This is a genomic window from Acidovorax sacchari, assembly GCF_042847045.1.
GTDB lineage: Bacteria > Pseudomonadota > Gammaproteobacteria > Burkholderiales > Burkholderiaceae_C > Paracidovorax > Paracidovorax sacchari.
In genome coordinates this window covers 3925816-3951518 of record NZ_AP035783.1, presented here as the reverse complement: position 1 = coordinate 3951518, position 25703 = coordinate 3925816, and the positions used below count along the sequence as shown (strand labels likewise).

The window sequence follows — 25703 nt, the reverse complement described above, 5'->3', positions numbered from 1 at the left end:
CAGAGTTCCCGTGCAATGGCATGCCCGGGCTGCTCCTGTGTGTATGAAAAATCATGCAAATGCATGCGCGGAAGCTCGCCGGCTCCCCCGCAGGATGGGCAGCATCGCGGCGCCCGCACCGGTCCGGAGCAGGGCGGCCATCCGCCGGTGCCCCGCGGGAGTGCGCTGCACCGCTGGCCTATCCCGTTTCTGGCGCTCCCTGTCCTCCGTCTGCACAAACTGTCATTGCATGATTAATCATGGATTGACGGGCGCGCCATCGCGATGGACATTCGCTTCCAGGGCCCGGTGCCCGAGTGAAACCGACCGCAGACCAGGGGAACCACGATGGCAGAACGTTCGTTTGTCGAAGAAGTGAAAAAGCTGCGCATGGGCGCGGGCGAGGTGTTCAGCGGCGAGGGCATCCTCGCCGTCACCAAGGCCCTGCTCGAATCCGGCGTGGCCTACGTGGCGGGCTACCAGGGCTCGCCGATCTCGCACCTGATGGATGTGCTCTCCGACGCGCAGGACATCCTGGCCGAGTACGGCATCCGCTTCGAGAACAGCGCCAGCGAGGCCACGGCCGGCGCCACGCTGGCCGCCTCGGTCAACTACCCGCTGCGCGGCGCCATCACCTTCAAGGCCACGGTGGGCACCAACGTGGCGTCCGACGCGCTGGCCAACCTGGCCTCGGGCGGCGTGACGGGTGGCGCGCTCATCATCGTGGGCGAGGACTACGGCGAGGGCTCGTCCATCATGCAGGAGCGCAGCCATGCCTTCGCGATGAAGTCGCAGATGTGGCTGCTGGACCCGCGCCCGAACCTGCCCTGCATCGTGCAGGCGGTGAAGGACGGCTTCGACCTCTCGGAAGCCAGCAACACGCCCGTGATGCTGCAGATGCGCATCCGTTCGTGCCACCTGCACGGCCAGTTCGTCACCTCCGACAACGTGCCGCCGGCCTTCACCGTGAAGGACGCGATGGAGAACCCGGTGCGCGACCTCGACCGCATCGTTCTGCCGCCCGCGAGCTTTTTGCACGAGCGCGAGAAGGTGCAGCAGCGCTGGCCCGCCGCCGTCCGCTTCATCCAGGAGCGCCAACTCAACGAGTTCTTCGCCGAGGGCGAGGGCGATGTGGGCATCGCGCTGCAGGGCGGCAACTACAACACCGTGGTCCGGGCGCTGCAGAAGCTCGGCCTGGCCGATGCCTATGGCGACACGCAGGTGCCGCTCTACGTGATGAACGTCACCTACCCGCTGGTGGACGACGAGTTCGAGCGCTTCTGCCGGGACAAGCGCGCCGTGCTGGTGGTGGAAGAGGGTCAGCCCAATTTCGTCGAGCAGAACGTGGCCGCCATCCTGCGCCAGCGCGGGCTGGACACCGCCCTGCACGGCAAGGACGTGCTGCCCCTGGCCGGCGACTACAACACCGCCGTGGTGCTGACCGGCGTGCGCGCCTTCCTGGAGCGCTACGGCGTGGTGCAGCCCGAGGTGAAGAAGCCGGTGCAGCGCCGCGTGATTCCTCTGGTGGCCGCCAAGGCCGCCGTGGCGACCGCTGCTGCGCCCGCCCCTGCGCTGGCCCTGGCCGGCGGCGACGAAGAGGAGGGCGGCGACACCGCGACCCTGGCCGACGACGGGGAAGGCAACGCCATCCCGGCCGGCAGCCTGGTGCGCCAGAACGACTGGAACGAGGGCGGAGACGCCACCGTGCCCGCCGCGCAGCTCCAGCCGCTCGAGGAAATCGTGCATGCCCGCCCGCCGGGCCTGTGCACCGGCTGCCCCGAGCGGCCGATCTTCACGGCCGTCAAGCTCATCGAGCGCGAACTGGGGCCCCACCACTACAGCGCCGACATCGGCTGCCACCTGTTCTCCATCCTGCCGCCCTTCAACCTGGGCAACACCACCATGGGCTACGGCCTGGGCGGCGCGGCGGCGGCGGCCTTCACCGTGGCGCCGGGCAGCGCGCCGGCGGGCAAGCGCGCCATCGCGGTGATGGGCGACGGCGGCTTCTGGCACAACGGCCTGACCAGCGGCATCGCCAACGCGGTGTTCAACCGCAGCGACAACCTGACCATCATCGTCGACAACAACTACAGCTCGGCCACGGGCGGCCAGGACATCCCCTCGTCGCGCGCCGCCAACGCCACGCGCAGCACGGGCCACGAGATCGAGCGGGCCGTGCGCGGCGTGGGCGTCGAATGGGTGCAGACCATCCGCCGTACTTATGACCTGAAGGCCATGACCAACGCGCTGCGCGAGGCGCTGACCACGCAGACCCCCGGACCCAAGGTGCTGATCGCGCAGAGCGAATGCATGCTGAACAAGCAGCGCCGCGAGAAGAAGGAAGTGCGCCGCGCCCTGCAGGCCGGCGAGCGCGTGGTGCGCGAGCGCTTCGGCGTGGACCCGGACACCTGCACGGGCGACCACTCCTGCATCCGCCTCTCGGGCTGCCCGTCGCTGTCGGTGCGCACCAACCCCGACCCGCTGCGGCAGGACCCGGTGGCCACCGTGATCGACAGCTGCGTGGGCTGCGGCAACTGCGGCGAGGTGGCGCACGCCGCCGTGCTGTGCCCCTCGTTCTACCGCGCGCAGATCGTGAGCCACCCCACGCGCCGCGACCGCCTGCTGCAGCGCGTGCGGTCCGCCGTGATCGGCTGGCTGCAGCGCGGCGAGGCGAAGCGCCGCGCCCGCTATGCGTTCTGAGCCGCACCGCTTCCGCTTCCGCTTTCCTTTCCCGTGCTTTCTCCGGAGCCTTCCATGACCACTGAACCGATCAAGATCGCCATCCTCGCCATGGGCGGGGAGGGCGGCGGCGTGCTGGCCGACTGGGTCGTCGACCTGGGCGAATCCAGCGGCTGGTTCGCGCAGACCACCTCCGTGCCCGGCGTGGCCCAGCGTACCGGCGCCACCATCTACTACGTGGAGCTGTTCCCCGGCGCCGACCAGCCGGGCGCGCGCGTGCCGGTGCTGGCCCAGGCCCCCATGCCGGGCGACGTGGACATCGTGCTGGCCTCCGAGCTCATGGAGGCCGGCCGCGCCGTGCAGCGTGGCCTCGTCACGCCCGACCGCACGGCCTTCGTCACCTCCACCCACCGCGTCTATTCCATCGCCGAGAAGTCCGCCATGGGCGACGGGCGCGTGGACGGCGACGCGCTGCTGGCCCAGGCACGCCGCGCGGCGCAGCGCTTCGTCGCCTTCGACATGGCCGCCGCCGCCGAGCGCACGGGCAGCGTCATCAGCGCCGTGCTGTTCGGAGCGCTCTGTGGTGCGGGCGTGCTGCCCTTCAACCGCCAGCAGTTCGAGGCCACCATCGAGCGCGGCGGCGTGGGCGTGAAGCCCAGCCTGAAAGCCTTCGCCGTGGGCTACGAGCAGTCGCGCCAGGAAGCGCCCGGGCGCATCGCCTCCGACAAACCCCAGCCGCGCCCGGCCGCCAGCGTGCAGCCGCGCCATCCCGAAGTGGCCCGGCTGGTGGCCCGCGCAGCGGCCTATCCGGCCGAGGCGGCGGACATCGCCGTCGAAGGCGTGCGCCGCCTGATCGACTACCAGGACATCGCGTACGCAGCCCTCTACCTGCAGCGCCTCGATGCACTGGCCGCCGCGCGGGGCGCCGACCACCTGCTGCTGGCCGAAACCGCCCGCCATCTGGCGCTCTGGATGTCGTACGAGGACGTGATCCGCGTGGCCGACCTCAAGACCCGCGCCAGCCGCTTCGAGCGCGTGACCGACGAGGTACATGCCAAGGCGGACCAGGTGCTGCACATCCAGGAATTCATGCACCCGCGCCTGGAGGAAATCTGCGAAACCCTGCCCGCGGGCCTGGGCCGCTGGCTGTCCCGCCCGCACGCCGTGCACCGGCTCGTGGGCCGCTTCACCCGCGAAGGGCGCATCGTGCGCACCAGCTCGCTGGGCGGCTTCCTCACGCTCTACCTGCTGGCGCGCTGGCGGCGCGGCCGGCGCAGCACGCTGCGCTACCAGCTGGAGACCGAGCGCATCGACACCTGGCTGGCGCGCATCCACCGCCTGGCCGCGATCGATCCGGCCCTGGCGCTGGAGGCCGCGCGCTGCCAGCGCCTCGTCAAGGGCTACAGCGACACGCATGCGCGGGGCCTGAAGAACTATGAAACCCTGATGGCCGTGGTGGACCGCCATGCCGCGACCCTCGCGCCCGCCACGCTGCGCGCCTTGCGCGACGCGGCCCTGGCCGACGAACACGGCGTGAAGCTGCGGGACAGCCTGCGCCGCCATGCCCTCGTCCCGCAAGGAGCCGCCGCATGAGCCCGCGCCCCCATGCCCGCCATTTCAGCCGCCCGCACCGCATCCGCTTCTCGGAATGCGACCCCGCCGGCATCGTCTTCTATCCGCAGTACTTCGTGATGTTCAACGACCTGCTGGAGGCCTGGGTGGACCAGTTGCTGCCCGGGGTGGGCTTCGCCGGCTACATCGGCCGGTTGCGCTTCGGCCTGCCCACCGTGCGGCTGGAGGCCGACTTCCGTGCCATCAGCCGCATGGGCGACGACGTGACGCTGACGCTGGACGTGGCGCAGCTGGGCGGCAAGTCCATCACGCTGGAGCTGGCCTGCAAGGGCGCCGACGGCGAGCCGCGCATGCGCGTGCGGCAGGTGGTGGTGACCACTTCGCTGGAGACGCACCAGGCCATCGCCGTTCCCGCCGTGCTGCGCGAGGCCCTGGCGCCCGAGGCACCGGACTCCCCCGAACCCAACCCCTGAGACCACGACAAGGAGCCCTCCATGAAAATCGCCTGCATCGGCGGCGGCCCCGCCGGCCTGTATTTCGGCCTGCTGATGAAGCTGCAGGACCCGTCCAACGAGGTCGTGGTCATCGAGCGCAACCGGCCCTACGACACCTTCGGCTGGGGCGTCGTGTTCTCCGACGCCACGCTGGAGAACCTGCGCGCGGCCGATCCCGTCTCGGCCGGGACCATCGCGGCCGAGTTCAGCCGCTGGGACGACATCGACGTCCATTTCAAGGACCGCATGGTCCGCAGCGGCGGCCACGGCTTCATCGGCATCGGCCGCAAGAAGCTGCTCAACATCCTGCAGTCGCGCTGCGAGGAACTGGGCGTGCGGCTGGTGTTCGAGACCCAGGTGCAGGACGACCAGGAGATCGCGCGCCAGTACGGCGCCGACCTGGTCATCGCCTCGGACGGCATCAACAGCCCCATCCGCACGCGCTACGCCGACACCTTCGGCCCCGACATCGACCAGCGCAACTGCCGCTTCGTCTGGCTGGGCACGCGCAAGGTGTTCGAGGCCTTCACCTTCATCTTCGTGCCCACCGAGCACGGCTGGTTCCAGGCCCACGCCTACCAGTTCGAGAACGGCCTTTCCACCTTCATCGTGGAGACCACCGACGCCGCCTGGCAGGCCGCCGGCATCGACAAGATGTCGCAGGAAGACGGCATCGCCTACTGCGAAAAGCTCTTCGCCCCCTGGCTGGACGGCGAGCCGCTGATCTGCAACGCCACCCACCTGCGCGGATCGGCCGTGTGGATCCGCTTCCCGCGCGTGATCTGCAGGCACTGGGTGCAGTGGACCCAGCCCGATGGCGAGCAGGGGCGCGAGGTACCCGTGGTGCTGATGGGCGACGCCGCGCACTCCGCGCATTTCTCCATCGGCTCGGGCACCAAGCTGGCGCTGGAAGACGCGATCGAGCTGGCGAACACCCTGAAGGCCGGCGGCGACCTGCGCGATCGGCTGCAGCACTACGAAGCCGTGCGCGGCGTGGAAGTGCTCAAGATCCAGAACGCCGCCCGCAACTCCACCGAATGGTTCGAGAACGTCGCCCGCTACGCCGGCCTGGAGCCCGAGCAGTTCGCCTATTCCCTGCTCACGCGCTCGCAGCGCATCTCGCACGAGAACCTGCGCCTGCGCGACCCGGCCTGGCTCGAAGGCTACGAACGCTGGCTGGCCGCACGCTCGGGCGTCGAGACGCCCGCCAGCCAGCCCCCGCGCCCGCCGCTGCTCACGCCCTTCACCGTGCGCGGCGTCACCCTGCCCAACCGCATCGTGGTCTCGCCCACCATGCTCTATTCGAGCCAGGACGGCCTGCCTGGCAACTTCCACCTGGTGCACCTGGGCAGCCGCGCGCTGGGCGGCGCCGGCCTGCTGATCGCCGAGGCCACGGCCGTCTCGGCCGATGCGCGCATCACCCCCGGTGACCCGGGCCTCTGGAACGACGAGCAGGTCGCCGGCTGGAAGAAGGTCACCGACTTCGTGCATGCCCAGAGCGGCGCGCGCATCGGCGTGCAGCTCAACCACGCGGGCCGGCGCGGCTCCACCCAGCTGGGCTGGGAAAAGCCCGACCACCCGCTCGCCGAAGGCAACTGGCCGCTGGTGTCGGCCAGCGCGCTGGCCTACCGGCCCGGCGTTTCCGCCGTGCCCCGCGAGGCCACGCAGCACGATCTGGAACGCATCCGCGACGACTTCGTGGCAGCGGCGCGGCGCGCGGCCGAGGCCGGCTTCGACTGGCTGGAGCTGCAGGCCGGCCATGGCTTCCTGCTGTCGTCCTTCATCTCGCCGCTCGCCAACCGGCGCACCGACGCCTATGGCGGCCCGCTGGAGAACCGCCTGCGCTTCCCGCTCGAAGTGGTGGCCGCCGTGCGCGCCGCGTGGCCGCAGCACCTGCCGCTGTCGGTGCGCATCTCGGCCACGGACTGGGCCGAGGGCGGCACCACCGTCGATGAGGCCGTGGAGATCGCCCGCCGCCTGAAGGAGGCCGGCGCCGATCTGGTCGATGCCTCGTCCGGCGAGGTCACGCCCGACCAGAAGCCCGTCTATGGCCGCATGTTCCAGGCGCCGTTCGCCGACCGCATCCGCAACGAGGCGCAGGTGCCGACCATCGCCGTGGGCGCCATCACCGAGGCCGACCAGGTCAACGGCATCGTGGCCTCGGGCCGCGCCGACCTGTGCGCGCTCTCGCGCCCGCACCTGGCCCACCCCGCCTGGCTGCTGGACCAGAGCGCCCGCCACGGCTGGCGTGACGTGCAGTGGCCTGCCGCCTACGAGTGGGGCCGCGACCAGCTCGAACGCGGCTACGCCCGCGCCAGCCAGGCCTGAAGCCGCGCGCCCGCCCATCGAACAGCAAAGGAGCATCACCATGGCCCAAGCAACAGCGTCACCCAATTACGACCAGTACCGCGAGAGCATCGCCGGCCGCGCCGACGTGGAAGACACGCCCGAGCTGGTCGCCTACTACCGCCAGCTCGACCAGCTCAAGGCCGGCGCCCTCTGGACGGTGGCCAACAAGATCGAGCCCTGGCAGCCCAAGTCCGCCTCGGTGCCCGTGCTCTGGCGCTACCGCGACCTGCGCGAGCACGTGCTGCGCTCGGTCGAGCTGGTCACGCCCGAGAAGGCCGGCCGACGCGTCATCTACCTGAACAACCCGGGCCGGCAGGACGTCTCCGCCGCCGTGGGCTGGCTCTATTCGGGCCTGCAGGTGATGCACCCGGGCGAGGCGGCTTCCGCCCACGCGCACTCGGCCTCGGCGCTGCGCTTCATCATGGAAGGGCGGGGCGCCTACACCGTGGTGGACGGCCACAAGATGACGCTGGGCGCCAACGACTTCGTGCTCACGCCCAACGGCACCTGGCACGAGCACGGCGTGGAGGCGGGCGGCCTGCCCTGCATCTGGCAAGACGGGCTGGACATCCCGCTCGTCAACGCCATGGAGGCGGGCTTCTACGTGGTGCATCCCGACCTGCGCCAGGCCGTGGGCCACCCGGTGGACGACTCCACCGCGCTCTGGGGCGCGCCCGGCCTGCGCCCGCACGGCCCGGGCTGGAACAAGCCCTATTCGCCGCTCTTCAAATACGAATGGGCGCCCACCTACGAGTCCCTGGTGCGCCATGCGTCGGCGTCGGACGGCAACCCCTTCGACGACACGCTCATGCACTACACCAATCCGGTCACGGGCGGCCACGTCATGCCCACCATCGGCGCCAGCATGCAGCGGCTGCGCCCGGGCTTCGCGGGCAAGGCCCACCGCCACACCGGCAGCTACCTCTACCAGGTGGCCAAGGGTAGCGGCCACTCCATCATCAACGGCCAGCGCTTCGACTGGCGGGAGCGCGACATCTTCTGCGTGCCCTCCTGGGCCTGGCACGAGCATGCCAACGCCTCGCAGACCGAGGACGCCTGCCTCTTCTGCTTCAGCGACCTGCCCGTGATGGAAAAGCTGGACCTCTACCGCGAAGAGGCCCTCGCCGACAACGGCGGCCACCAGCCCCTGTCCGCGCCCGCCACGCCTGCCTGATTCCGCACCGATCCGTTCACTTTCCCCCATTTCCTGAATCACCCTCACCGGAGACCCGCACCATGAAACTCGTCACCTACCGCGCCCACGTCGCCGCCGCCGCCCGCCTGGGCGCGCTGGTCGATGGCCTCGTCGTCGATCTGCAGCGCCTGGGCGAGCACACCGGCCACGACCTGCCCGACGACATGCTGGACTTCATCGACCTCGGCCCCTCCGCCGTGGCCGCCACCGCCGAGCTGCTGGCCGACCAGCAGGGCCGCTGGCCGCTGGGCGTGGCCGTGCCGCTGGCCAACGTGAAGCTGCTCGCGCCCATCCCCCGTCCGCGCAAGAACATCTTCGGCATCGGCCTGAACTACGTGGAGCACGTGGCCGAATCCAGCCGGGCGCTGGACACGTCCAAGGATCTGCCCCAGCAGCCCGTGATCTTCTCCAAGCCGCCCACCACCGTCATCGGCCCCGGCGACGCCATCGAGCACAACGCCGCCATCACCCGCCAGCTCGACTGGGAAGTGGAGCTGGCCGTGATCATCGGCACCCGCGCCAGGCGCGTGGATGAAGCCTCGGCGCTCAACTACGTCTTCGGCTACAGCCTGATGATCGACATGAGCGCGCGCGACAACCGGCGTGCCGGCCAGTGGATCTATTCCAAGGGCCAGGACACGTATGCGCCCTTCGGCCCGGTGATCGTCACCGCCGACGAGATCCCCGACCCGCAGGCGCTGGACCTGAGCCTGCAGGTCAACGGCGTGACCAAGCAAAGCTCCAACACCCGCCACATGCTGTTCAAGGTGAACACGCTGATCGCCGACATCAGCGCCGGCATCACGCTGGAGCCCGGCGACATCATCGCCACCGGCACGCCCGAAGGCGTGGGCGCGGGCCGCAGCCCGCAGGAATGGGTCTGGCCCGGCGACGTGATCGACGCCACGGTCGAGAAGATCGGCAGCCTGCGCCACCCCGTGGTGGCCGTGGGCAACGACCCGCGTGCCGGCCGCGACTGAAGCGGCACACCGGCTCCGGCAACCCAGGGACTCACGCCATGCGCACCGCTCTGCCAGCACGCCGTGGGCCGCCGAGGCTAGGCGTACATGCCGGCCGTCTGCGAGATCTCGCTGGCGCTGCGGCGCAGCAGGCCGAGCACCTCGGCCTCCGCCGCGCCTTCCAGCAGGCGGCTGGGGCCCATGACCGTCAGGGCGGCGATGATCCCGCCCGACAGGTCGAAGATCGGCGCGGACAGCGAGGTGAAGTTGGGCAGCAGGGTGTCCTGGCAGCGGCTGAAGCCGTTGGCGCGGATCTCCTCGCGCAACCGCATCGCCTGCTCCCGGGTGCGGCAGGCGTCGCCGCGGGCCAGGCCGGAGGCCGACACGGGAATGCGCAGCTCGTCCTCGAGCATGCCGGCCGTCATCTCCACCGGCAGGTGGGCGAAGAAATTCAGCCCCAGCGCGGACGACAGCAGGGGCAGCACGCTGCCCAGGCGCAGCTCCAGCAGCGGCAGGCTCTTGCCGCCCTCGGCGCGATAGACGATGGCCGGGCCCTTGTTGCCCCAGACGCCGAGGAACACGGTCAGCCCGGTCTGCTCGCTGATGGCGGCCATGGCCGGGCGCGCCAGCTTGTACACGTCGAATTGCTCCAGCGCCGCCACGCCCAGCTTGAGCGCATAGGCGCCCAGGCCGTAGTGGCCGGTGTCGCCGTCCTGCTGCACCAGGCCGATGTTTTGGAAGCTGACCAGGTAGTAGTGCGTGTTGGCGACCGTCAGCTGCGCCCCTTCGGCGATGCGGCTCAGCGCGATCGGCCCGCCGGCACGCCGCATCACTTCCAGAACCGCGAAGCCGGTCTCGATGGACTGGATGCCCCGGCGTCCTGGTTTGACCCCTTCATCGGGCCGCGGCTTGCGGGCCGCGCGCGGGGGCGCGGCGTCGGACGGTGCGGCAGCGGGCTGGGTACTGGGCGGGCGCTTGGATTGGGAGGCAGGCATCGGCGTTCGTCGGCGAGCGGCAGCCGCTCGGTGCAATGGGATCGCTCCATTGTCGTCGGCCGCGCGCACTCCCGTGGTGCAGATCGGCAATGGCTCCAAAGTTCTTTGACAATGTATTTTGTTTTTGAGAACATCAAAACAAATCAACCCGACAAGGAACTTCCATGAACACGGCAGTGGGGAACGGCATCGCGGCATCAGGGCATCGGCCCATGAGCCGGAGGGAAGAGCGGCAGGTGGTCATCGCCTCGACGATGGGCACGCTGTTCGAGTGGTACGACTTCTTCATCTACGGGACGCTGGCCGTGTTCATGAGCCAGGTGCTGTTCCCCCAGGGCAACCCCACCGTCTCGCTGCTCGCCGCCCTGGGCGCGCTGGCCGTGGGTTTCATCATTCGTCCGCTGGGCGCCGTGCTGTTCGGCTACCTGGGCGACAAGCTCGGCCGCAAGGTCACCTTCCTGGCCACCGTGGTCATGATGGGCGGGGCCACGGTGCTGATCGGCTGCCTGCCCACCTACGAGTCGGCGGGCCATCTCTCGTGGATCCTGCTGCTCACGCTGCGCGTGATCCAGGGGCTGGCGGTGGGCGGCGAGTACGGGGGCGCCGTGATCTACGTCGCGGAGCACTGCGAGCCCCGGCGCCGCGGCCTGCTCACCGGATGGATCCAGATCACCTCGTCGGCCGGCCTCATCCTCTCGCTGCTGGTGATCCTGGCGACCCAGGCCAGCATGTCGCCGGAGGACTTCCGCCAGTGGGGCTGGCGCCTGCCGTTCATCCTGTCCATCGTGATGCTGGCCCTGTCCGTCTACGTGCGCTCCAAGCTGCACGAGTCGCCGGTGTTCCTGCGCATGAAGCAGCAAAAGCGCCTGGCCGGCAATCCGGTGAAGGAAACCTTCGGGCAGTGGAACAGCCTGCGCCTGGTGCTCATCGCCCTGGTGGGCGTCACGGCGGGCCAGGGCGCCACCTACTTCACCGGCCAGTTCTACGTGATGATCTTTCTGCAGCAGGCCGTGCAGCTCAGCCAGACTTTGGTGTACGAGCTGGTCGTCATCGGCTTCCTGATCGGCGCGCCCACGTTCGTGCTGTTCGGCTGGCTCTCCGACCGCATCGGCCGCAAGTGGATCATGGTGGCCGGCCTGTTCACGGCCGCCCTGAGTTACCACGCGCTGTTCGGCGCGCTGCTGGCCGCCGGCAATCCGGCGCTCGCCGAGGCCATGCGGACCACGCCGGTGCAGATCCATGCGGACACGCAGGAGGGCCGCTGCGACTTCGGCCTGCAGGCCGCCCTGGTGGGTGCCCATCCCGACCACAAAAAGCCCTGTGTGCAGGCCAAGAAGTTCTTCGTCTCCCAGGGCGTCACGTTCGAATACGCCCAGCCGCTGCCCGGCCACGCGCTGGCGATGACCGTGGGCGGGCAGACCGTGGACGGCTTCGAGCCCAAGGCCTATGCCCAGGCACTGGCGCAGGCCGGCTATCCCAAGACGGCCGACCCGGCGCGCGTGGACCGCTTGCGCATCATCGCGCTGCTGGTGCTGATGACCGCCGTGGTGGCCATGGTCTACGGCCCGGTGGCCGCCTACCTGGTCGAGCTTTTCCCCCCGCGCATCCGCTATACGGCGCTGTCCTTCCCGTACCACATCGGCGCCGGCATCGTCGGCGGCATCGTGCCCTTCACCGCCACCTACCTGGCCCAGGCCAGCGGCAACGTCTTCGGCGGGCTGATGTACCCGGTCGCCGTGACCGCGGTGGTCGGCGTGCTGGGCTGCCTGCTGCTGCCCAACGCGCCGGCACGCGCCATCGACGCCGAGGGCGCGCCGTGACGCTCCCCTTCCACCACGCAAGAAAGGTAATCCATGCTTGAACTCCCCCGCTTCAAGGCGGCGGCCGTGCAGGCCGCCCCGGTCTTCCTCGACACCGACGCCACGGTGGACAAGGCCTGCCGCCTCATCGCCGAAGCCGCCGGCAACGGCGCGCAGCTGGTCGCCTTCCCCGAGGTGTTCGTGGCGGGCTACCCGTACTGGAGCTGGATCGCCAACCCGATCGACGGCAGCCCCTGGTTCGAGCGCCTGGCGCGCTCGGCCATCGAGATTCCCGGCCCCGAGATCGCAAAAATAGCCCAGGCCGCCGCGCGTCACAAGACGCACGTCGTCATCGGCGTGAACGAGCGCAGCCGCCACGGCATCGGAACGATCTACAACACGGTGGTGACCATCGCCGACGACGGCCGCATCCTGGGCCGCCACCGCAAGCTGGTGCCCACCTGGGCCGAGAAGCTCACCTGGGCGCCCGGCGATGCATCGGCGCTGCGCGTGCACCGCACTTCCATCGGCCCGCTGGGTGCGCTGGCCTGCGGCGAGAACACCAACACGCTGGCGCGCTTCGCGCTGCTGGCGCAGGGCGAGCTGGTGCACGTGGCGAGCTACATCTCGCTGCCCGTGGCGCCGCCCGACTACGACATGGCCGAAGCCATCAAGGTGCGCGCCGCGGCCCACTGCTTCGAGGGCAAGCTGTTCACCATCGTCTCGTGCTCCACCGTGTCGGAAGAGATCATCGCCGCGATGGAGCCGCTCAACCCCAAGGCGCGCGAGCTGCTCACGCGCAGGAACAGCGCGTTCTCGGGCTTCCTCGGCCCGGACGGCCGGGTGATCGGCCAGCCGCTGATCGACGACGAGGGCATCGCCTATGCCGACCTCGACCTCGCCCGCTGCATCCAGCCGCGCCAGATGCACGACATCACCGGCCACTACAACCGCTTCGACGTCTTCGACCTGCGGGTGAACCGCCGGCCGCTGCAGGCGGCGCGCTTCGACGACGACGCGATCGATACCGAGGCCCTGCAGCCGTGCGAGAGCGGCAGCAGCGCCGACGCATTCCAGGATTCCCAGCCATGACCAGCACCACCACCGCCACCCCCCGCGCCTTCCGCATCGGGCAGATCGTGCCCAGCTCCAACACCACCATGGAAACGGAGATCCCCGCCATCCTGCGCGCCCGCGAGGCGCTGCACCCCGAGCGCTTCACCTTCCACTCCAGCCGCATGCGCATGAAGCATGTCACCAAGGAGGAACTGGCCGCCATGGACGGCGACAGCGACCGCTGCGCGCTGGAGCTGTCGGACGCGCGCGTGGACGTGCTGGGTTATGCCTGCCTCGTCGCCATCATGAGCATGGGCCGCGGCTACCACCGCGTCTCCGAGGCGCGCCTGCACCAGCGCACGGTGGACAACGGCGGTAGCGCGCCCGTGGTCACCAGCGCCGGCGCGCTGGTCGATGGCCTGCACGCCCTCGGCGCGAAGAAGATCTCCATCCTCACGCCCTACATGAAGCCGCTCACGCAGTTGGTGATCGACTACATCGAGAGCGAGGGCGTCGAGGTGGTGGACAGCATCTCGCTGGAGATTCCCGACAACCTCGAAGTCGGCCGCCAGGACCCGCGCGCGCCCATCGAGATCACCAGGCGGCTCAAGACCGCCGGCGTGGACGCGGTGGTGGCCTCGGCCTGCGTGCAGATGCCCTCGCTCGCATCGGTGCAGCCCATCGAGGACCGCGTGGGCCTGCCGGTGCTCTCGTCGTCAGCCGCCACCACCTGGCAGATGCTCAAGAAGCTGGGCCTGCCTACGGCGGTGCCGGGCTTCGGCGCGCTGCTGTCGGGCCGGTACTGATGCGCATGCCGCAGGCCGCCTCCGCCATGGGGAACGCGCATGCCGGGGCCGCACGGCCCTACGCGGCGCCGGACCCTGGCGAGGTAGCATGCGGAATGGCGAAAACCAAGGACTTTGTCGATCACTACCTGCCGGCCCTGCTGGGCCAGGCATGGCATCTCGTCTCCACCGAATTCCATGCCACCGTCGAGCAGAGCGGCCTGTCCGTGCTCGAGTGGCGCGTGCTCTCCACCCTGGCCAGCCAGGGCGCGATGACGATCTCCGCGCTCGCGCAGACCACCGTGAGCAAGCAGCCCACCGTCACGCGGCTGCTGCTGCGCATGGAGGCCCAGGGGCACGTGGAGCGCACCACCAGCCTCGACGACCGGCGCTATACGCTGGTGCGCGTCACGCGCAGCGGCCGGCGCCTGGTGGCCGGGCTGATCGAGCAGGCCGAGCGGCACGAGCGCGCCATCCTCGCGCCGCTCGACCCGCGCAAGGTCGAGGTGCTCAAGGAACTGCTGCACGAGTTGATCGCCCGGCACCGGCCGGCCGTGTGAGAGCGGCTGGCACGGCCGGGATCGCCCGCCGGGTCAATAATGCGGGGTTATCCCGTACGCAGCGCACCGCCGCAACCGCCATGGCCCGTTCCCGCTTCCTGCCCGACAATTTCACCCTCGCGCTGATCGCCACCGTGGCGCTCGCCAGTGTGCTGCCCGCCGCCGGCCGGGCGGCGCGTGGCTTCGAATACGCCACCACGGCGGCCGTGGCGCTGCTGTTCTTCCTGCACGGCGCCAAGCTGTCGCGGCAGGCCATCGTCGCCGGCCTGTCGCACTGGCGGCTGCACCTGGTGGTGATCGCCAGCACTTTCGTGCTGTTCCCGCTGATCGGCTGGGCGCTGCGGCCCGTGCTGGAGCCGCTGGTCACGCCCGAGCTCTACATGGGCGTGATCTTCCTGTGCGTGCTGCCTGCCACGGTGCAGTCCGCCATCGCCTTCACCGCCATGGCGCGGGGCAACATGCCGGCGGCGATCTGCTCGGCCTCCGGCTCCACGCTGCTGGGCATCGTGATCACGCCGCTGCTGGTCGGCCTGCTGCTCAAGGATGTTCCCGGGGCCCAGAGCGCGCCGGGCGCGGCCGGCGGCCACGATACCCTCGCGAGCATCGGCCGCATCACCGTGCAGCTGTTCGTGCCCTTCCTGGCCGGCCACCTGCTGCGGCCCTGGATCGGCGGCTTCGTGCAGCGGCGCGCGGCGGTGCTCAAGTTCGTGGACCAGGGCTCCATCCTGCTCGTGGTCTATACCGCGTTCAGCGCCGCGGTGATCGAAGGCCTGTGGCGCGAGATTCCCCTGCACGCGCTCGCGGGCCTGGTGGCGGTGTGCGCCGTCATCCTGGCCGTCGCGCTGGTGGCCACCACGTGGATCAGCCGGCGCATGGGCTTCTCGAAGGAGGACGAGATCACCGTGGTGTTCTGCGGCTCCAAGAAGAGCCTGGCCAGCGGCGTGCCCATGGCCAAGGTGCTGTTCGCCTCGCATGCCGTGGGCGCGCTGGTGCTGCCGCTGATGGTGTTCCACCAGATGCAGCTCATGGTGTGCGCGGTGATCGCGCAGCGCTATGCGCGCCGGCCGGCGGAGGGCGGGGCGGTGGAGGGCGGCGTGGGCGCCTCCGGGGGCACGCCGCCCGCGGCGCGGCCCTGAAGGCGCGCGCCGTGGCCGCTCACGCGGCTGCGCGCAGCGTGTCCATGTCCCGCGGTAGCGTCCTGCGCCGGCCTGCAGGCCGCCCTGCAAGCCGCCTTACACGCCGACCTGCTGGTGGCGCCATTCCTGCGTACGCCCACCATACCCGTAGGCCGCCGCGCGCGCGTCGATCAGGTGCACGTAGCTCACCGGATGCAGCCGTGGCAGCAGGGCCTCGAAGGCCGCATGCACCTCGCGCAGGTAGAGCGCCTTCTCTGCCTTGGTGTTGGTCTCGTCGGTGATGCTGATGTCGAGGTGGAAGGCGCTCTGCTCCAGCTCTGCCAGCGATGCGCCGCCCACGAACCACTGGGCGGCCGGGATGAACTGCACGGTGGTGGCGATGACCGGCAACTGCTTGCCCAGTACGCGCTGGGTGAGGCGGGCCACGGCATCGGCGGCGCTGCGGGCGAGTTGGGCATCGGGTTCGCCGCTGAGGTGGATCACGGTGTGGGGCATGCGGGGCTCCTGGGGTGGGATTGGAATGGCTCCGATTCTTCGGCTTTCCATGCCATCGGAAAAGCAGGATGATCGGCAGTCATCCATCGAGAATTCCGTGGGATCGACATGCGCCCCTTCAACCTGGAGCAACTCAGGACGTTCGTCGCGGTGGCCGATGCCGGCAGCCTGGCCGCCGGTGCGCCGCAGGTCTTCCTGTCGCAGTCGGCCGTGAGCGAGCAATTGCGCAAGCTCGAGCAGCAGGCCGGCCAGGCGCTGCTGGTGCGCTCCAAGGCGGGCGTGGCGCCCACCGCCGCCGGGCTGCGGCTGCTGGCGCACGCCCGGCAGCTGCTGGCGCTGAGCGAGTCGGCATGGCACGACCTGCGCGGCGTGCGGCTGGAGGGCGCGCTGCGGCTGGGCGTCACCGACTATTTCCGGCCCGGGGAACTGGCAGGGCTGCTGGCGCGCATGCAGGCCCGGCACCCTGGCGTGCGGCTGCAGGTCGCGGTGCAAAAGAGCGGCGACGTCGAGGCCGGCTACGCCCAGGGCGCGTTCGATGTCGTCATCGCCATGCGCCTGCCGGCCCCTGCCTCCGGCCGGCCGGCCGATGCATCGGCACGGCCCCGCGGAGGGCAGGTGCTGCGGCGCGAGCCCCTGCACTGGATGGGCGCCACGCAGATCGCCGCCGCGCCGCCCCGCCGGGAGGAGCCCCTGCGCCTGCTGGCGCTGCCGGACACCTGCGCGCTCCACCAGTTCACGGCGGCCCTGCTGCGCCGGCGGCGCATTCCCTTCACGGTCGCGCTCATGGCCTCCGGGGTCGCCGGCCTGCAGTCCGCGCTGGCGGCCGGGCTCGGCATCGCCTGCCTGAACGCCGCCGCGCTGTGCGAGGGCGTGCAGGTCCTGCCCGCGGCATGGGGGCTCCCTGCGCTGCCCCAGGCCCGGTTCATCGTGCTGCCGCCGCGCGCGGGCGAGTCCGCCTTCGTCCGGAACGCCCGCGAGCAGCTGGCGGCCGACTTCGGCCAGGCGCTGGCGCGGGCGGCACGCTAGCGCTGCGGCTTGGGTGGCGCGGGGCTTTCGCTGCCGCCGGTGGGCTGCTGCAGGCGGTCGTTGCGGACCTCTTTCATCATCTCCTCGCCGACCGGATCGGTGCCATCCACCGGCACGTCGGTTTCCTGGGTGACTTCCGGTTCGTCGCCGGGGGGCTTGCGGTGGGGCGTGGGCATGGCGTCTCCTCGGAGTGCGGGATGGCGGGGCCATCGGACCTGACAGGGTAGGGGCTCCGTGCCCCCTTGGCAAACGCAGGGTCAGGCCAGCGGATCGGCGCCCGCATCGCCAGGCGCGCTGCGCAGCCGGCTCGGCGCCAGCGCCCCCGCGGAGTCGAGGATCGGGTAGGCCAGCGAGCAGATGTGCGAATTGATGCGCTTGAGGTCGCTGATGAGGTCGATATGCAGCGAGCTGGTTTCCATGCTCTGCACGGTCTTTTCCGACAGGCGTCCGAGGTGTGTCGCCGCGTAGGCGCGTTCCAGTTCGCGGAAACGCGTCTTTTCCTCCAGCAGCCGCTGCGCATCGCGCACGTTGCCGTTGAGGAAAACGCTCATCGCCAGGCGCAGGTTGTTCACCAGCCGGCCGTGCAGCTCCGTGATCTCGGCCATGCCGGCGTCGGAGAAGCGCCGGCCCTTGCGGATCTTCTTGTCCTCGATGTCCGTCAGCACGCGCTCGATGATGTCGCCCACCTGCTCCATGTTGATGGTGAAGCTGATGATGTCCGTCCAGCGCCGGCTTTCTTCCTCATCCAGCGCCCCGCGGGAGATCTGGGTGAGGTAGTACTTGATGGATGAATAGAGCCGGTCCACCTCGTCGTCCATCTTGCGCAGCTGCTGCGCCAGCTGCAGGTCGTCCCGGCGGATCACGTCGAGCACGCCCAGCAGCATGGACTCCACCACGTCCGCCTGGTAGAGCGCCTCGCGCGCCGCGCAGGACATCGCCAGCGAGGGGGTGGAAAGCGCGGAGGGGTCCAGGTGCTGCGGCCGGCGGTTGGGCGGCCCCTCGGGCGGTGGCAGCAGCCGCGTGACGGCCCGGGCCACCCACTGCGTGAACGCGATGAAGCCCAGGCTGACCACCACGTTGAAGGCCAGGTGGAAAAGCACCACGCCCTGGGCCGCGCCCGGCATGTGCGGCTGCACGTGCCGCAGCCACAGCCCCACGAACGGGGCCACCACCAGCACGCCCATGAGCTTGAACATCAGGTTGCCCACGGTCACCTGCCGTACCTCCACCGCCGACTTGGCGGTGGTGATGACCGCCAGCAGGCCACTGCCCAGGTTGGCGCCCAGCACCAGGCCGAGCGCCACGTCCAGAGGCACCACGCTGGAAGCAGCCATGGCCGAGATCAGCAGCACGATGGCGAGGCTGGAATAGGCGATCACGGCCAGCACCGCGCCCATCAGCACCTCCAGCACCAGGTCGCTGTCGAGCGAGCCTAGCAGGGTCCGGATGATCGGCGAGGCCAGCATCGGCCCGCTGGCCTGCACCACCATCTCCAGCGCCAGCAGCATCAGGCCCAGCCCGATCAGCACCCGCCCCACGCGCCCGGCGGTGCTCGCCTGCCGGGTGATGAACAGCACCACGCCCACGAAGATGAACAGCGGCGACAGCCAGGACAGGTCGGTGGAGAACAGCACCGACATGAGGGCCGTGCCGATGTCCGCCCCGCGCATCACCGCCAGCGCGGCCGGCAGCGTGATGAGCCCCTGCCCGACGAAGGACGAGGTCATGAGCGAGGTGGCGGTGCTCGACTGCACCAGCGCCGTGACCCCGATGCCCGACAGCGCCGCCGAGAAGCGGTTGCCCATGCTGCGCGCCAGCAGCGTGCGCAGGTTGGCGCCGAACACGCGCAGCACCCCGGTACGCACGAGGTGCGTACCCCAGACCAGCAGGGCCACGGCGGCCAGCAGATTCAACAGGTGCTTCATGGATCGGTGGTTCGGAGTCCTCCCACGGCAGAGCCGCGGCAGGTGCTGTTTTGCACAGGCCACAGCATACTCCTGAATCCATAGCAATCGGCCAGCAGCCACGGCCGTGCCGGGGGCATGGCATGGGCGATACCGGAACCGCGGCCGGAGGCTTCGCGCAGTCCCGCCGGACTTCGCGGCCAGGGCCCGGCGGCGCAGCGGACGGCCCTAGTCTCGCCGCATTCCTGATTCGAACGGATCACACCACACCATGCAATTCAGCTTCAAGTCACTCTGCGGGGCAGGTGCCTCGCAACGCCGCTCCCAGCCCGAACAACCGGCTGCAACTTCTCCGGCCCGCCAGTCCCGCCATGGCCGCAGGCTCGACGCCGCAGGCGGCCCGGGACCGCGGGCGCACGCCTCCCAGACCGACCCGGCCCGTTCCGGACCGCCGCCCCGGCGGCCGGCCCCCGCGCTGCCACAGGCGCACCGCATGCAGTCGCAACCTGCCGCTGCGCAGACCCTGACGTTCGCGGCGCGCTTCCTGTCGAACGGGCCGGTGGAGGCCGTCGTCCGCACCACTGAACAGGACGCGCAACTCTTGCGCGCCGACGGCGCCGCCACCCGGCTGGAGCGGCTGGTATCGCTCTCTCTGGGGCCGGCGGCCAGTCGCCAGTCTGCCGCCGCGGATCCGGAGCAGGTCGTCAAGCTGCAGCGCAAGCTGGGCGAACTCCGGGAGTTCCAGGCGCAGAAGGCGCAGCTGGCCGAAGACGTGGTGCAACTCCGAGAAGCCTTCGGCGCGGGAAAAGCGCTGGGCATCGACTGGAACCGCTACAAGTCATGGGAGAGCATCCTGAAGGCCCGCCCGGAGGAGCGGATCGCCCAGGTCGATGCGGGCATCGCCAACCTGCAGCACCGCCTGGACGAGGCCCGGCATGCCATCGCCGAGCACCGTGACGCGGCGCTGGGCAAATACGTTTTCTGAGCGAAAAGCCGGCGCGGGCGCGATGCCCGCGCCGGCCGTCAGTCGATGAGCCGCCCGCCGTCGTGGAACGGGTAGGGGCCCGGATACTGCCCGCTGGCTGCCAGGTGGCTCACCAGTCGCCCGCCCGCGGGCAGCGCATGCACGGCGAAGCCCGGTGGCTCGAGTGTCCAGGCCGACGCGGCATCGGGCGCGAGGTCCAGGCACACCTGGTGCGCCGGAGAGGGCGCCGTGGCTGCGATCGTGCCGCCGAAACGCACCTGGATGCTGCGGTGCAGGTGGCCGCAGACGACACGCTCGACGTTGGGGTGGCGGGCCACCAGGGCCTCCAGCGCCTGCGCGCCCTCGAGCAGTCCGATTTCGTCCATGTGGCCGATCAGCGTGCGGAAGGGCGGATGGTGCATGGCGATGACCACCGGCCGGCCCCTGCTGGCATCGAGCTGCGCGGCCAGCCATTCCAGGCGTTCGGCGCAGAGGCTGCCCTCGCTCGCGCCGGGCACCACAGTGTCCAGCGCGATGAGCTGCAAACCGCCCACGGGCACGCTGAACTGCACGAAGCCACCCGTGCCCAGGTAGCCGTGGTCGGGGAAGCTGGCGCGCAGCTGCTCGCGGTCGTCGTGGTTGCCGGGCAGCAGGTAGAGCGGGATCGCCCCCAGCGGCGCCAGCAACTCGCGCAGGTGGGCGTACTCTTCGGGCCGCCCGAAATCCGTGAGGTCGCCCGTGGCGACGATGGCGTCGGGGCGCTGCGGCATGCGCAGCACCGCCTCCACCGCCTGGCGCAGGTAGGGCGCGGTGTCCAGCCGGCCATAGGCCAGGCGGCCGGGCTCGCGGATGTGCAGGTCGGACAGTTGCAGCAAAAAGGTGGTGGGTGCGGTGAATGCGGTCATGGAGCGGGTCATGGGTGGGGCACGTTTCAGGCGGCAATGTCTTCGGACAACGGCATGAGCCGCTGCGGCGCGATGCGCACGGCCACCGCATCGCCCGCGCGGGCGGCGTGGTCGCGGGCCACGTCGGCGCGCAGGGGGGCCTGGCCGGGCACGGTCAGCGTGAGCTGCACGCGGTCGCCCAGGAAGCTGCGGTGCGTCACGTCGGCATGGCCCCAGCCGGGCTGGGCCGGGACGCCGGGCTCCACTTCCACGTCTTCCGGCCGCACCAGCCAGGCGCTGCAGGCGGCGCCTGGCGGCACGGGCAGCTCCAGCCCGCCCAGATCGATGCAGCCCGGCGCGGCGTGCCGGGCGCCCGCCCCGGGCAACACCAGCCGGTTCACCCGCCCCAGGAAGGATGCCACGAACGGGTGCGCCGGATGGCGGTAGAGCGTCTCGCCGTCGCCCACCTGCACGATGCGCCCGGCCTGCATCACGGCCAGTCGGTCGGCGATGGCGAGCGCCTCCTGCTGGTCGTGCGTGACGTGGATGGCGGTGATGTGCAGGCGGCGCAGCAGTTCGGCCAGTTCGTCCCGCAGCGATTCCTTCAGCTTGGCGTCCAGCGCGGTGAGGGGCTCGTCCAGCAGCAGCACGCGCGGGCGCACCGCCACGGCGCGGGCCAGGGCCACGCGCTGGCGCTGGCCCCCGGAGAGCTCGGCCGGGCGGCGTTTTTCCAGCCCGTTCAGGCGCACCAGGTCGATCAGCTCGCCCACCACGCGGCGGCGCTCGGCCTCGGGCGTGCCGCGGATCTTCAGGCCATAGCCGATGTTGCCCTCCACCGTCATCTGCGGGAAGAGCGCGTAGTGCTGGAACACCATGCCCACGCCGCGCTGCTCGATGGGCAGCTGCGTCACGTCGGTGCCGCCGAAGGCGATGTGGCTGCCGGCGTTGGGTGCCTCCAGCCCGGCGATCAGGCGCAGCAGCGTGGTCTTGCCGCAGCCCGAGGGACCCAGCAGGGCCAGCACCTCGCCGGGCTCCACGGCCAGGTCGGTGGGCTGCAGGCCGCGCGCGCCGCCGGCATAGGTCTTGGCGCAGCGGACGATGTCCACGCGCGTGCGTTCGAGTTCAAGTGCCATGGTGTTTCTCGATGAAGGTGCCGACGGCCTGCAGGCCCCAGAGCACGGGCAATATGACGATCAGGAAAACGAGTGTGTAGGCCGAGCCGATCTCGATGCGCATCGAGGCGTAGCTGTCGGCCAGCCCCACGGGCAGGGTGCGGGTGAGCGGGGTGTGCAGCATCCAGGTGAGGTTGAATTCGCCCACGGAGAGCGTGAACACCATCAGGCTGCCCGCCACGATGGCCGGCAGCACGGCCGGCACCAGCACGCCGAGGAACCGCTGCGAGAAGCTGGCGCCCAGCGAGCGGGCTGCCTCTTCCAGAGAGCGCAGTTCGTCCTTCCGGAAGGCCGCGCCCACGGTGCGCACCATGAAGGGCAGGGTGAACACCATGTGCCCGACCAGGATGAAGGCAAAACTCTGGCGGAAGCCTTGCAGCGAGCCGTAGGCCAGGATCAGCGCCAGCGCGCTGGCCAGCCCCGGCACCGCGACGGGCAGGGTCAGCAGCTCCTCGAAGAGCCGCGCTGCACGCGAGCGGCTGCGCGCCAGCGCATAGACGCAGGGCACGCCGACCAGCAGGTTGCCCGCCACGCACAGCAGCGCCAGCCACAGCGACCAGGTCACGGTGCTGCCGTAGTTCTCCCACACTTCGCCCAGCCAGCGAAGCGTGAGGCCGCTGCGCAGCCCCGCGCCATAGTTGTTGACCAGCCCGGCCATTACCGAGAGGGCGATGGGCGCGGCCATGAAGAGCGTCACCAGTGCGGTGAGGGCGATCAGCGCCCAGGGTGCCTGTCGTGCGTTGCGCATGGCAAATCCTTAGAAGGCGGGCGTGCCGGCCCAGCGGCGGGACACCCAGAGCACCAGCCAGGTGATCAGGCCCAGTGCGATCGACAGGCTGGCTGCCAGCGCGAAGTTGGCGTAGTTGGTGAATTCGTCGTAGATGGTGATGGGCAGCACCTCGAACTTCGCCGACAGCGTGAACGCCGTGCCGAAGGCGCCCATGGCCGTGGCGAACACGATCGCGCCGCAGGCCAGCGTGGTGGGCGCGAGCGCCGGCATCCACACGTCGCGTGCCACGCGCCAGCGCGAGGCGCCGAGCGAGCGCGCGGCTTCTTCGAGCTGCGCGTCCATGGCGCCGGCCGCCGCCGTGTAGGTGGCGATGGCGCGCGGCAGCGAGAAGTAGAGGTACGCGAGGAACAGGCCCAGCAGGCCGTAGGCGAAGGTGATGCGGCCCCAGCCCAGCGCCTGCGTCAGGCCCGCCAGCGTGCCCTGGCGCCCGCCCAGCAAAATCATGAAGAAGCCCACGATTACGCCGGGGAAGGACAACGGCAGCGTCAGCAGCGACAGCAGCAGCTGCCGCCCGGGAAAGCGCTGGCGCGCCAGCGTGATGCCCACCAGGGCCCCGAGCACCAGCGTGGCGAGCGTCACGGCCAGCGACAGGCCCAGCGTCTGCAGCAGGCTCTGCAGGTAGCGGCCGTTCGCCAGCACCGCGAAGTAGGTCGCCCAGCCCTGGCGCGCCGGCAGTGCCACCAGCAGGGCCGTGGGCAGCAGCCAGAAGGCCGCGAAGAACGCCACGGCCGGCGCGGCGCACGCGGCCAGCAGGGCGCGCGAAGGAGCGAAACCGCCGTGGCGCGAACTCATTTCACTTCCTGCAGGTAGCGGTCGGAAAACGCCTTCTGCACCGCGGCCATGCGGCCGTAGTCCACCGTCTTCGCCCGCTGGTATTCGCTGGCGGGCAGGAAGCGCGCCTGCACGTCGGCGGGCATGGCGGCGGCGCGCACCGGGCGCAGGTAGGCCTTGGCCCAGATCGCCTGGCCCTCGTCGGAGAGCACGAAGTCCAGCACCTTCTTCGCGTCGGCGGCATGGGGCGCCTTCGCCACCATGCCCATCACGTAGGGCACCACCACCGTGCCTTCGGCCGGGATCACGAACTGCACGTTGGCGCCGTCCTTGTATATGGCGCGGTAGGCGTTGAAGTCGTAATCCAGCAGGATCGCGATCTCACCCGAGAGCACGCGCGCATAGGCGGTCTGCTTGGGCACGATGGGCTCGTTCTTCTGCAGCGCCTTGAAGTAGTCGATGCCGGGGCCGAAGTTCTCCAGCGTGCCTCCGCGCGCCTGGTTGGCAGCCACCGCGCCCACGTAGCCCACGAACGCCGAGGCCGGATCCAGGTAGCCGACCAGGCCCTTGTATTCGGGCTTGAGCAGGTCGGCCCACGACTTCGGCACCGGCCTGCCGCCCAGCGCATCGACATTGACCATGAAGCCCAGCGTGCCCGAATGGATCGTGAACCAGTGGCCGGCCGGGTCTTTCAGGCCGTCGGGAATGTCCTTCCAGCCGGCGGGCTGGTAGGTGCCCAGCAGGCCGTCCTTCTGCGCCTGGATGGCGAAGGTCACGCCCAGGTAGGTCACGTCGGCCACGGGGCTGGCGCGTTCGGCGGACAGCTGTGCGAGCGACTGGCCGGAGTTCTTGTTGTCCGGCGGAACGGTGACGCCGGTCCGTGCCTTGATGGCCTTGAGCTGGGCGCCCCAGTCGGCCCATTCGGGCGGGCAGTTGTAGCAGATGGCGGTCTGCGCGAAGGCGCCGCCGGTGGCGGCCAGGCCGAGGGCGAGCGCGGCGGCGCGGACGAATTGCGGAAGGGTGGATCGCATCGGGGAACTCCTGTATGGCGAGGAACAAAAAAGGGAACGAAGGGAAACGGGTGCGGCGGGCCCGGGGTCAGTCGCCGCCTGGCGCCGCGGCGCAGGAGCCTCCGGCGCGGAAGTGGTGCGGCAGCGTCAGGCTGGCCTCAGGCGTGGGCGGCACGTGCGATGCCATGGCCTGGATCAGCAGTTCCACGCTGCAGCGGCCTATATCGGCATTGGGTTGCGCCACCGTGCCGAGCACGGGCGTCAGGTCCCGGCCCAGCGCGATGCCGTCGAAGCCCACCACGCTGAGGTCGTGCGGCACCTGCAGGCCCGCCATGTGCGCCGCGCGCAGGCAGCGGATCGCGATGAGGTCGTTGGAGCAGACCAGGGCGGTGGGGCGCTGCGGCCCGCGCAGCAGCTCGGCCACTTCCTGCACGGCGGTCTCGACGAAGGGCACCTCCACGACCCGCGCCGGGGCCAGGCCCGCCTGCGCCATGCCCCGCACGAAGCCGCGGCAGCGCTGCTGCGCCCGGTCGGATGCCGCGAGCTGCCCGCTCACCATGGCGATGCCGCGGTGCCCCAGCGCTGCCAGGTGCACGACCAGTTCCGCCACGGCGCCTTCGCCGTCCACCGAGACGCAGGGGTGGTCCGGATGCCGGTTGTAGGCCAGCACATATGGCAATTGCGCCGCGGCGAGCCGCTCCAGTGCCGCGGAGGACTGGGGCTGGGACACGACCAGGACCATGCCGTCCACGTTCCCGGCCAGCAGGAGGTGCACAGCACGCTCTTCCTGCGCCACCGCGTAGTCGGTCGTGATCGGCAGGATGGCGTAGCCGCCCCGCGCCGCAGCCTGCGCGATGCCGTCGAGGCACTCCGCGAACACCGGGTTGAGCAGGGTGGGCAGCACCACTCCGATGACGTGGCTGCGCTGGGTGCGCAGCGTGCGCGCCGTGGCGTTGGGCACGTAGCCCAGCCGCTCGGCGGCACCGTGCACCGCGGCGCGCGTGGCGGGCATCACCTTCTCCGGCGTATTGAAAACCCGGGAGACGGTGGCGACCGATACCCCGGCTTCGTGGGCGACATGCTGGATGGTCATGGGGGTGGAGGGCGGCTGAAGGCAGGCCATGTAATC

23 protein-coding genes are annotated in these 25703 nt (G+C 70.4%); 13 read left to right on the top strand and 10 right to left on the bottom strand.

Annotated elements, in window-relative coordinates; translation table 11 throughout:
• Window positions 1-327 precede the first annotated feature (327 nt).
• The 6 genes from ACGHC0_RS17490 to ACGHC0_RS17465 all read left to right on the top strand — a co-directional run bounded on the left by ACGHC0_RS17490 (window position 328) and on the right by ACGHC0_RS17465 (window position 9248).
• Window positions 328-2679, top strand: coding sequence for a thiamine pyrophosphate-dependent enzyme (locus ACGHC0_RS17490; RefSeq protein WP_415266298.1), 2352 nt, complete (start codon window positions 328-330; stop codon window positions 2677-2679).
• A 54-nt stretch (window positions 2680-2733) separates the two neighbouring features.
• On the top strand, window positions 2734-4251 hold the full coding sequence (locus tag ACGHC0_RS17485) for an indolepyruvate oxidoreductase subunit beta family protein (protein WP_415266297.1): 1518 nt from the start codon (window positions 2734-2736) through the stop codon (window positions 4249-4251).
• The gene (locus ACGHC0_RS17480; RefSeq protein WP_415266296.1) at window positions 4248-4703 is read left to right on the top strand and encodes an acyl-CoA thioesterase; all 456 of its coding nucleotides are present in this window, start codon (window positions 4248-4250) and stop codon (window positions 4701-4703) included. Before ACGHC0_RS17485 ends, ACGHC0_RS17480 begins: the two co-directional genes overlap by 4 nt.
• Before the next feature lie 21 nt (window positions 4704-4724).
• A complete protein-coding gene (locus tag ACGHC0_RS17475; protein WP_415266295.1) occupies window positions 4725-7052 on the top strand; it encodes a bifunctional salicylyl-CoA 5-hydroxylase/oxidoreductase in 2328 nt (775 codons plus the stop codon).
• A gap of 40 nt (window positions 7053-7092) precedes the next feature.
• On the top strand, window positions 7093-8247 hold the full coding sequence (locus ACGHC0_RS17470) for a cupin domain-containing protein (protein ID WP_415266294.1): 1155 nt from the start codon (window positions 7093-7095) through the stop codon (window positions 8245-8247).
• A gap of 62 nt (window positions 8248-8309) precedes the next feature.
• Window positions 8310-9248: a fumarylacetoacetate hydrolase family protein gene (locus ACGHC0_RS17465; protein ID WP_415266293.1), complete on the top strand. Its 939-nt coding sequence runs from the start codon at window positions 8310-8312 to the stop codon at window positions 9246-9248.
• 77 nt (window positions 9249-9325) lie between these two features.
• Here ACGHC0_RS17465 and ACGHC0_RS17460 read toward each other — a convergent pair whose 3' ends face one another.
• Entirely contained in the window at window positions 9326-10222 is an 897-nt protein-coding gene (locus ACGHC0_RS17460) for an IclR family transcriptional regulator (RefSeq protein ID WP_415266292.1), read from the bottom strand.
• Window positions 10223-10386: 164 nt separating this feature from the next.
• On the opposite strand from ACGHC0_RS17460, the gene ACGHC0_RS17455 reads away from it, so the two are divergent.
• The 5 genes from ACGHC0_RS17455 (at window position 10387) to ACGHC0_RS17435 (ending at window position 15558) form a co-directional block, all read left to right on the top strand.
• Window positions 10387-12042, top strand: coding sequence for an MFS transporter (locus ACGHC0_RS17455; RefSeq protein WP_415266291.1), 1656 nt, complete (start codon window positions 10387-10389; stop codon window positions 12040-12042).
• 33 nt (window positions 12043-12075) lie between these two features.
• Window positions 12076-13113, top strand: coding sequence for a carbon-nitrogen hydrolase family protein (locus ACGHC0_RS17450; protein WP_415266290.1), 1038 nt, complete (start codon window positions 12076-12078; stop codon window positions 13111-13113).
• The gene (locus ACGHC0_RS17445; RefSeq protein ID WP_415266289.1) at window positions 13110-13883 is read left to right on the top strand and encodes an Asp/Glu racemase; all 774 of its coding nucleotides are present in this window, start codon (window positions 13110-13112) and stop codon (window positions 13881-13883) included. The genes ACGHC0_RS17450 and ACGHC0_RS17445 overlap by 4 nt, the downstream gene beginning before the upstream one ends.
• Before the next feature lie 95 nt (window positions 13884-13978).
• On the top strand, window positions 13979-14422 hold the full coding sequence (locus tag ACGHC0_RS17440) for a MarR family winged helix-turn-helix transcriptional regulator (RefSeq protein ID WP_368352171.1): 444 nt from the start codon (window positions 13979-13981) through the stop codon (window positions 14420-14422).
• A gap of 80 nt (window positions 14423-14502) precedes the next feature.
• A complete protein-coding gene (locus ACGHC0_RS17435) occupies window positions 14503-15558 on the top strand; it encodes a bile acid:sodium symporter family protein (RefSeq protein ID WP_107130053.1) in 1056 nt (351 codons plus the stop codon).
• 96 nt (window positions 15559-15654) lie between these two features.
• Here the strand turns inward: ACGHC0_RS17435 and ACGHC0_RS17430 are convergent, their stop codons facing one another.
• On the bottom strand, window positions 15655-16053 hold the full coding sequence (locus tag ACGHC0_RS17430) for a tautomerase family protein (RefSeq protein WP_415266288.1): 399 nt from the start codon (window positions 16051-16053) through the stop codon (window positions 15655-15657).
• A gap of 108 nt (window positions 16054-16161) precedes the next feature.
• Here ACGHC0_RS17430 and ACGHC0_RS17425 point away from each other — a divergent pair, with 108 nt between their 5' ends.
• The gene (locus ACGHC0_RS17425) at window positions 16162-17079 is read left to right on the top strand and encodes a LysR family transcriptional regulator (RefSeq protein ID WP_415266287.1); all 918 of its coding nucleotides are present in this window, start codon (window positions 16162-16164) and stop codon (window positions 17077-17079) included.
• On the opposite strand, the gene ACGHC0_RS17420 is transcribed toward ACGHC0_RS17425, so the two are convergent.
• Together ACGHC0_RS17420 and ACGHC0_RS17415 are read right to left on the bottom strand one after the other, a co-directional pair.
• Entirely contained in the window at window positions 17076-17255 is a 180-nt protein-coding gene (locus tag ACGHC0_RS17420; RefSeq protein WP_415266286.1) for a hypothetical protein, read from the bottom strand. The two genes, ACGHC0_RS17425 and ACGHC0_RS17420, sit on opposite strands and share 4 nt — an antisense overlap.
• Before the next feature lie 81 nt (window positions 17256-17336).
• Entirely contained in the window at window positions 17337-19004 is a 1668-nt protein-coding gene (locus ACGHC0_RS17415; RefSeq protein WP_368352166.1) for a Na/Pi cotransporter family protein, read from the bottom strand.
• Window positions 19005-19476: 472 nt separating this feature from the next.
• On the opposite strand from ACGHC0_RS17415, the gene ACGHC0_RS17410 reads away from it, so the two are divergent.
• Window positions 19477-19968 carry a hypothetical protein gene (locus ACGHC0_RS17410; RefSeq protein ID WP_368352165.1) on the top strand — a complete coding sequence of 164 codons (492 nt, stop codon included), beginning with the start codon at window positions 19477-19479 and terminating at the stop codon, window positions 19966-19968.
• A gap of 38 nt (window positions 19969-20006) precedes the next feature.
• Here the strand turns inward: ACGHC0_RS17410 and ACGHC0_RS17405 are convergent, their stop codons facing one another.
• The 6 genes from ACGHC0_RS17405 to ACGHC0_RS17380 form a co-directional block, all read right to left on the bottom strand.
• A complete protein-coding gene (locus ACGHC0_RS17405) occupies window positions 20007-20864 on the bottom strand; it encodes a phosphodiesterase (protein ID WP_415266285.1) in 858 nt (285 codons plus the stop codon).
• Between the two features lie 14 nt (window positions 20865-20878).
• The gene (locus ACGHC0_RS17400) at window positions 20879-21964 is read right to left on the bottom strand and encodes an ABC transporter ATP-binding protein (RefSeq protein ID WP_415266284.1); all 1086 of its coding nucleotides are present in this window, start codon (window positions 21962-21964) and stop codon (window positions 20879-20881) included.
• Complete coding sequence (locus tag ACGHC0_RS17395) at window positions 21954-22751, bottom strand: ABC transporter permease (protein ID WP_415266283.1); 798 nt, start codon at window positions 22749-22751, stop codon at window positions 21954-21956. Before ACGHC0_RS17395 ends, ACGHC0_RS17400 begins: the two co-directional genes overlap by 11 nt.
• Window positions 22752-22760: 9 nt before the next feature.
• Window positions 22761-23585: an ABC transporter permease subunit gene (locus tag ACGHC0_RS17390; protein ID WP_368352161.1), complete on the bottom strand. Its 825-nt coding sequence runs from the start codon at window positions 23583-23585 to the stop codon at window positions 22761-22763.
• Complete coding sequence (locus ACGHC0_RS17385; RefSeq protein WP_415266282.1) at window positions 23582-24595, bottom strand: ABC transporter substrate-binding protein; 1014 nt, start codon at window positions 24593-24595, stop codon at window positions 23582-23584. The genes ACGHC0_RS17390 and ACGHC0_RS17385 overlap by 4 nt, the downstream gene beginning before the upstream one ends.
• Window positions 24596-24662: 67 nt before the next feature.
• Window positions 24663-25667, bottom strand: coding sequence for a LacI family DNA-binding transcriptional regulator (locus tag ACGHC0_RS17380; protein WP_415266281.1), 1005 nt, complete (start codon window positions 25665-25667; stop codon window positions 24663-24665).
• Window positions 25668-25703: the final 36 nt, after the last annotated feature.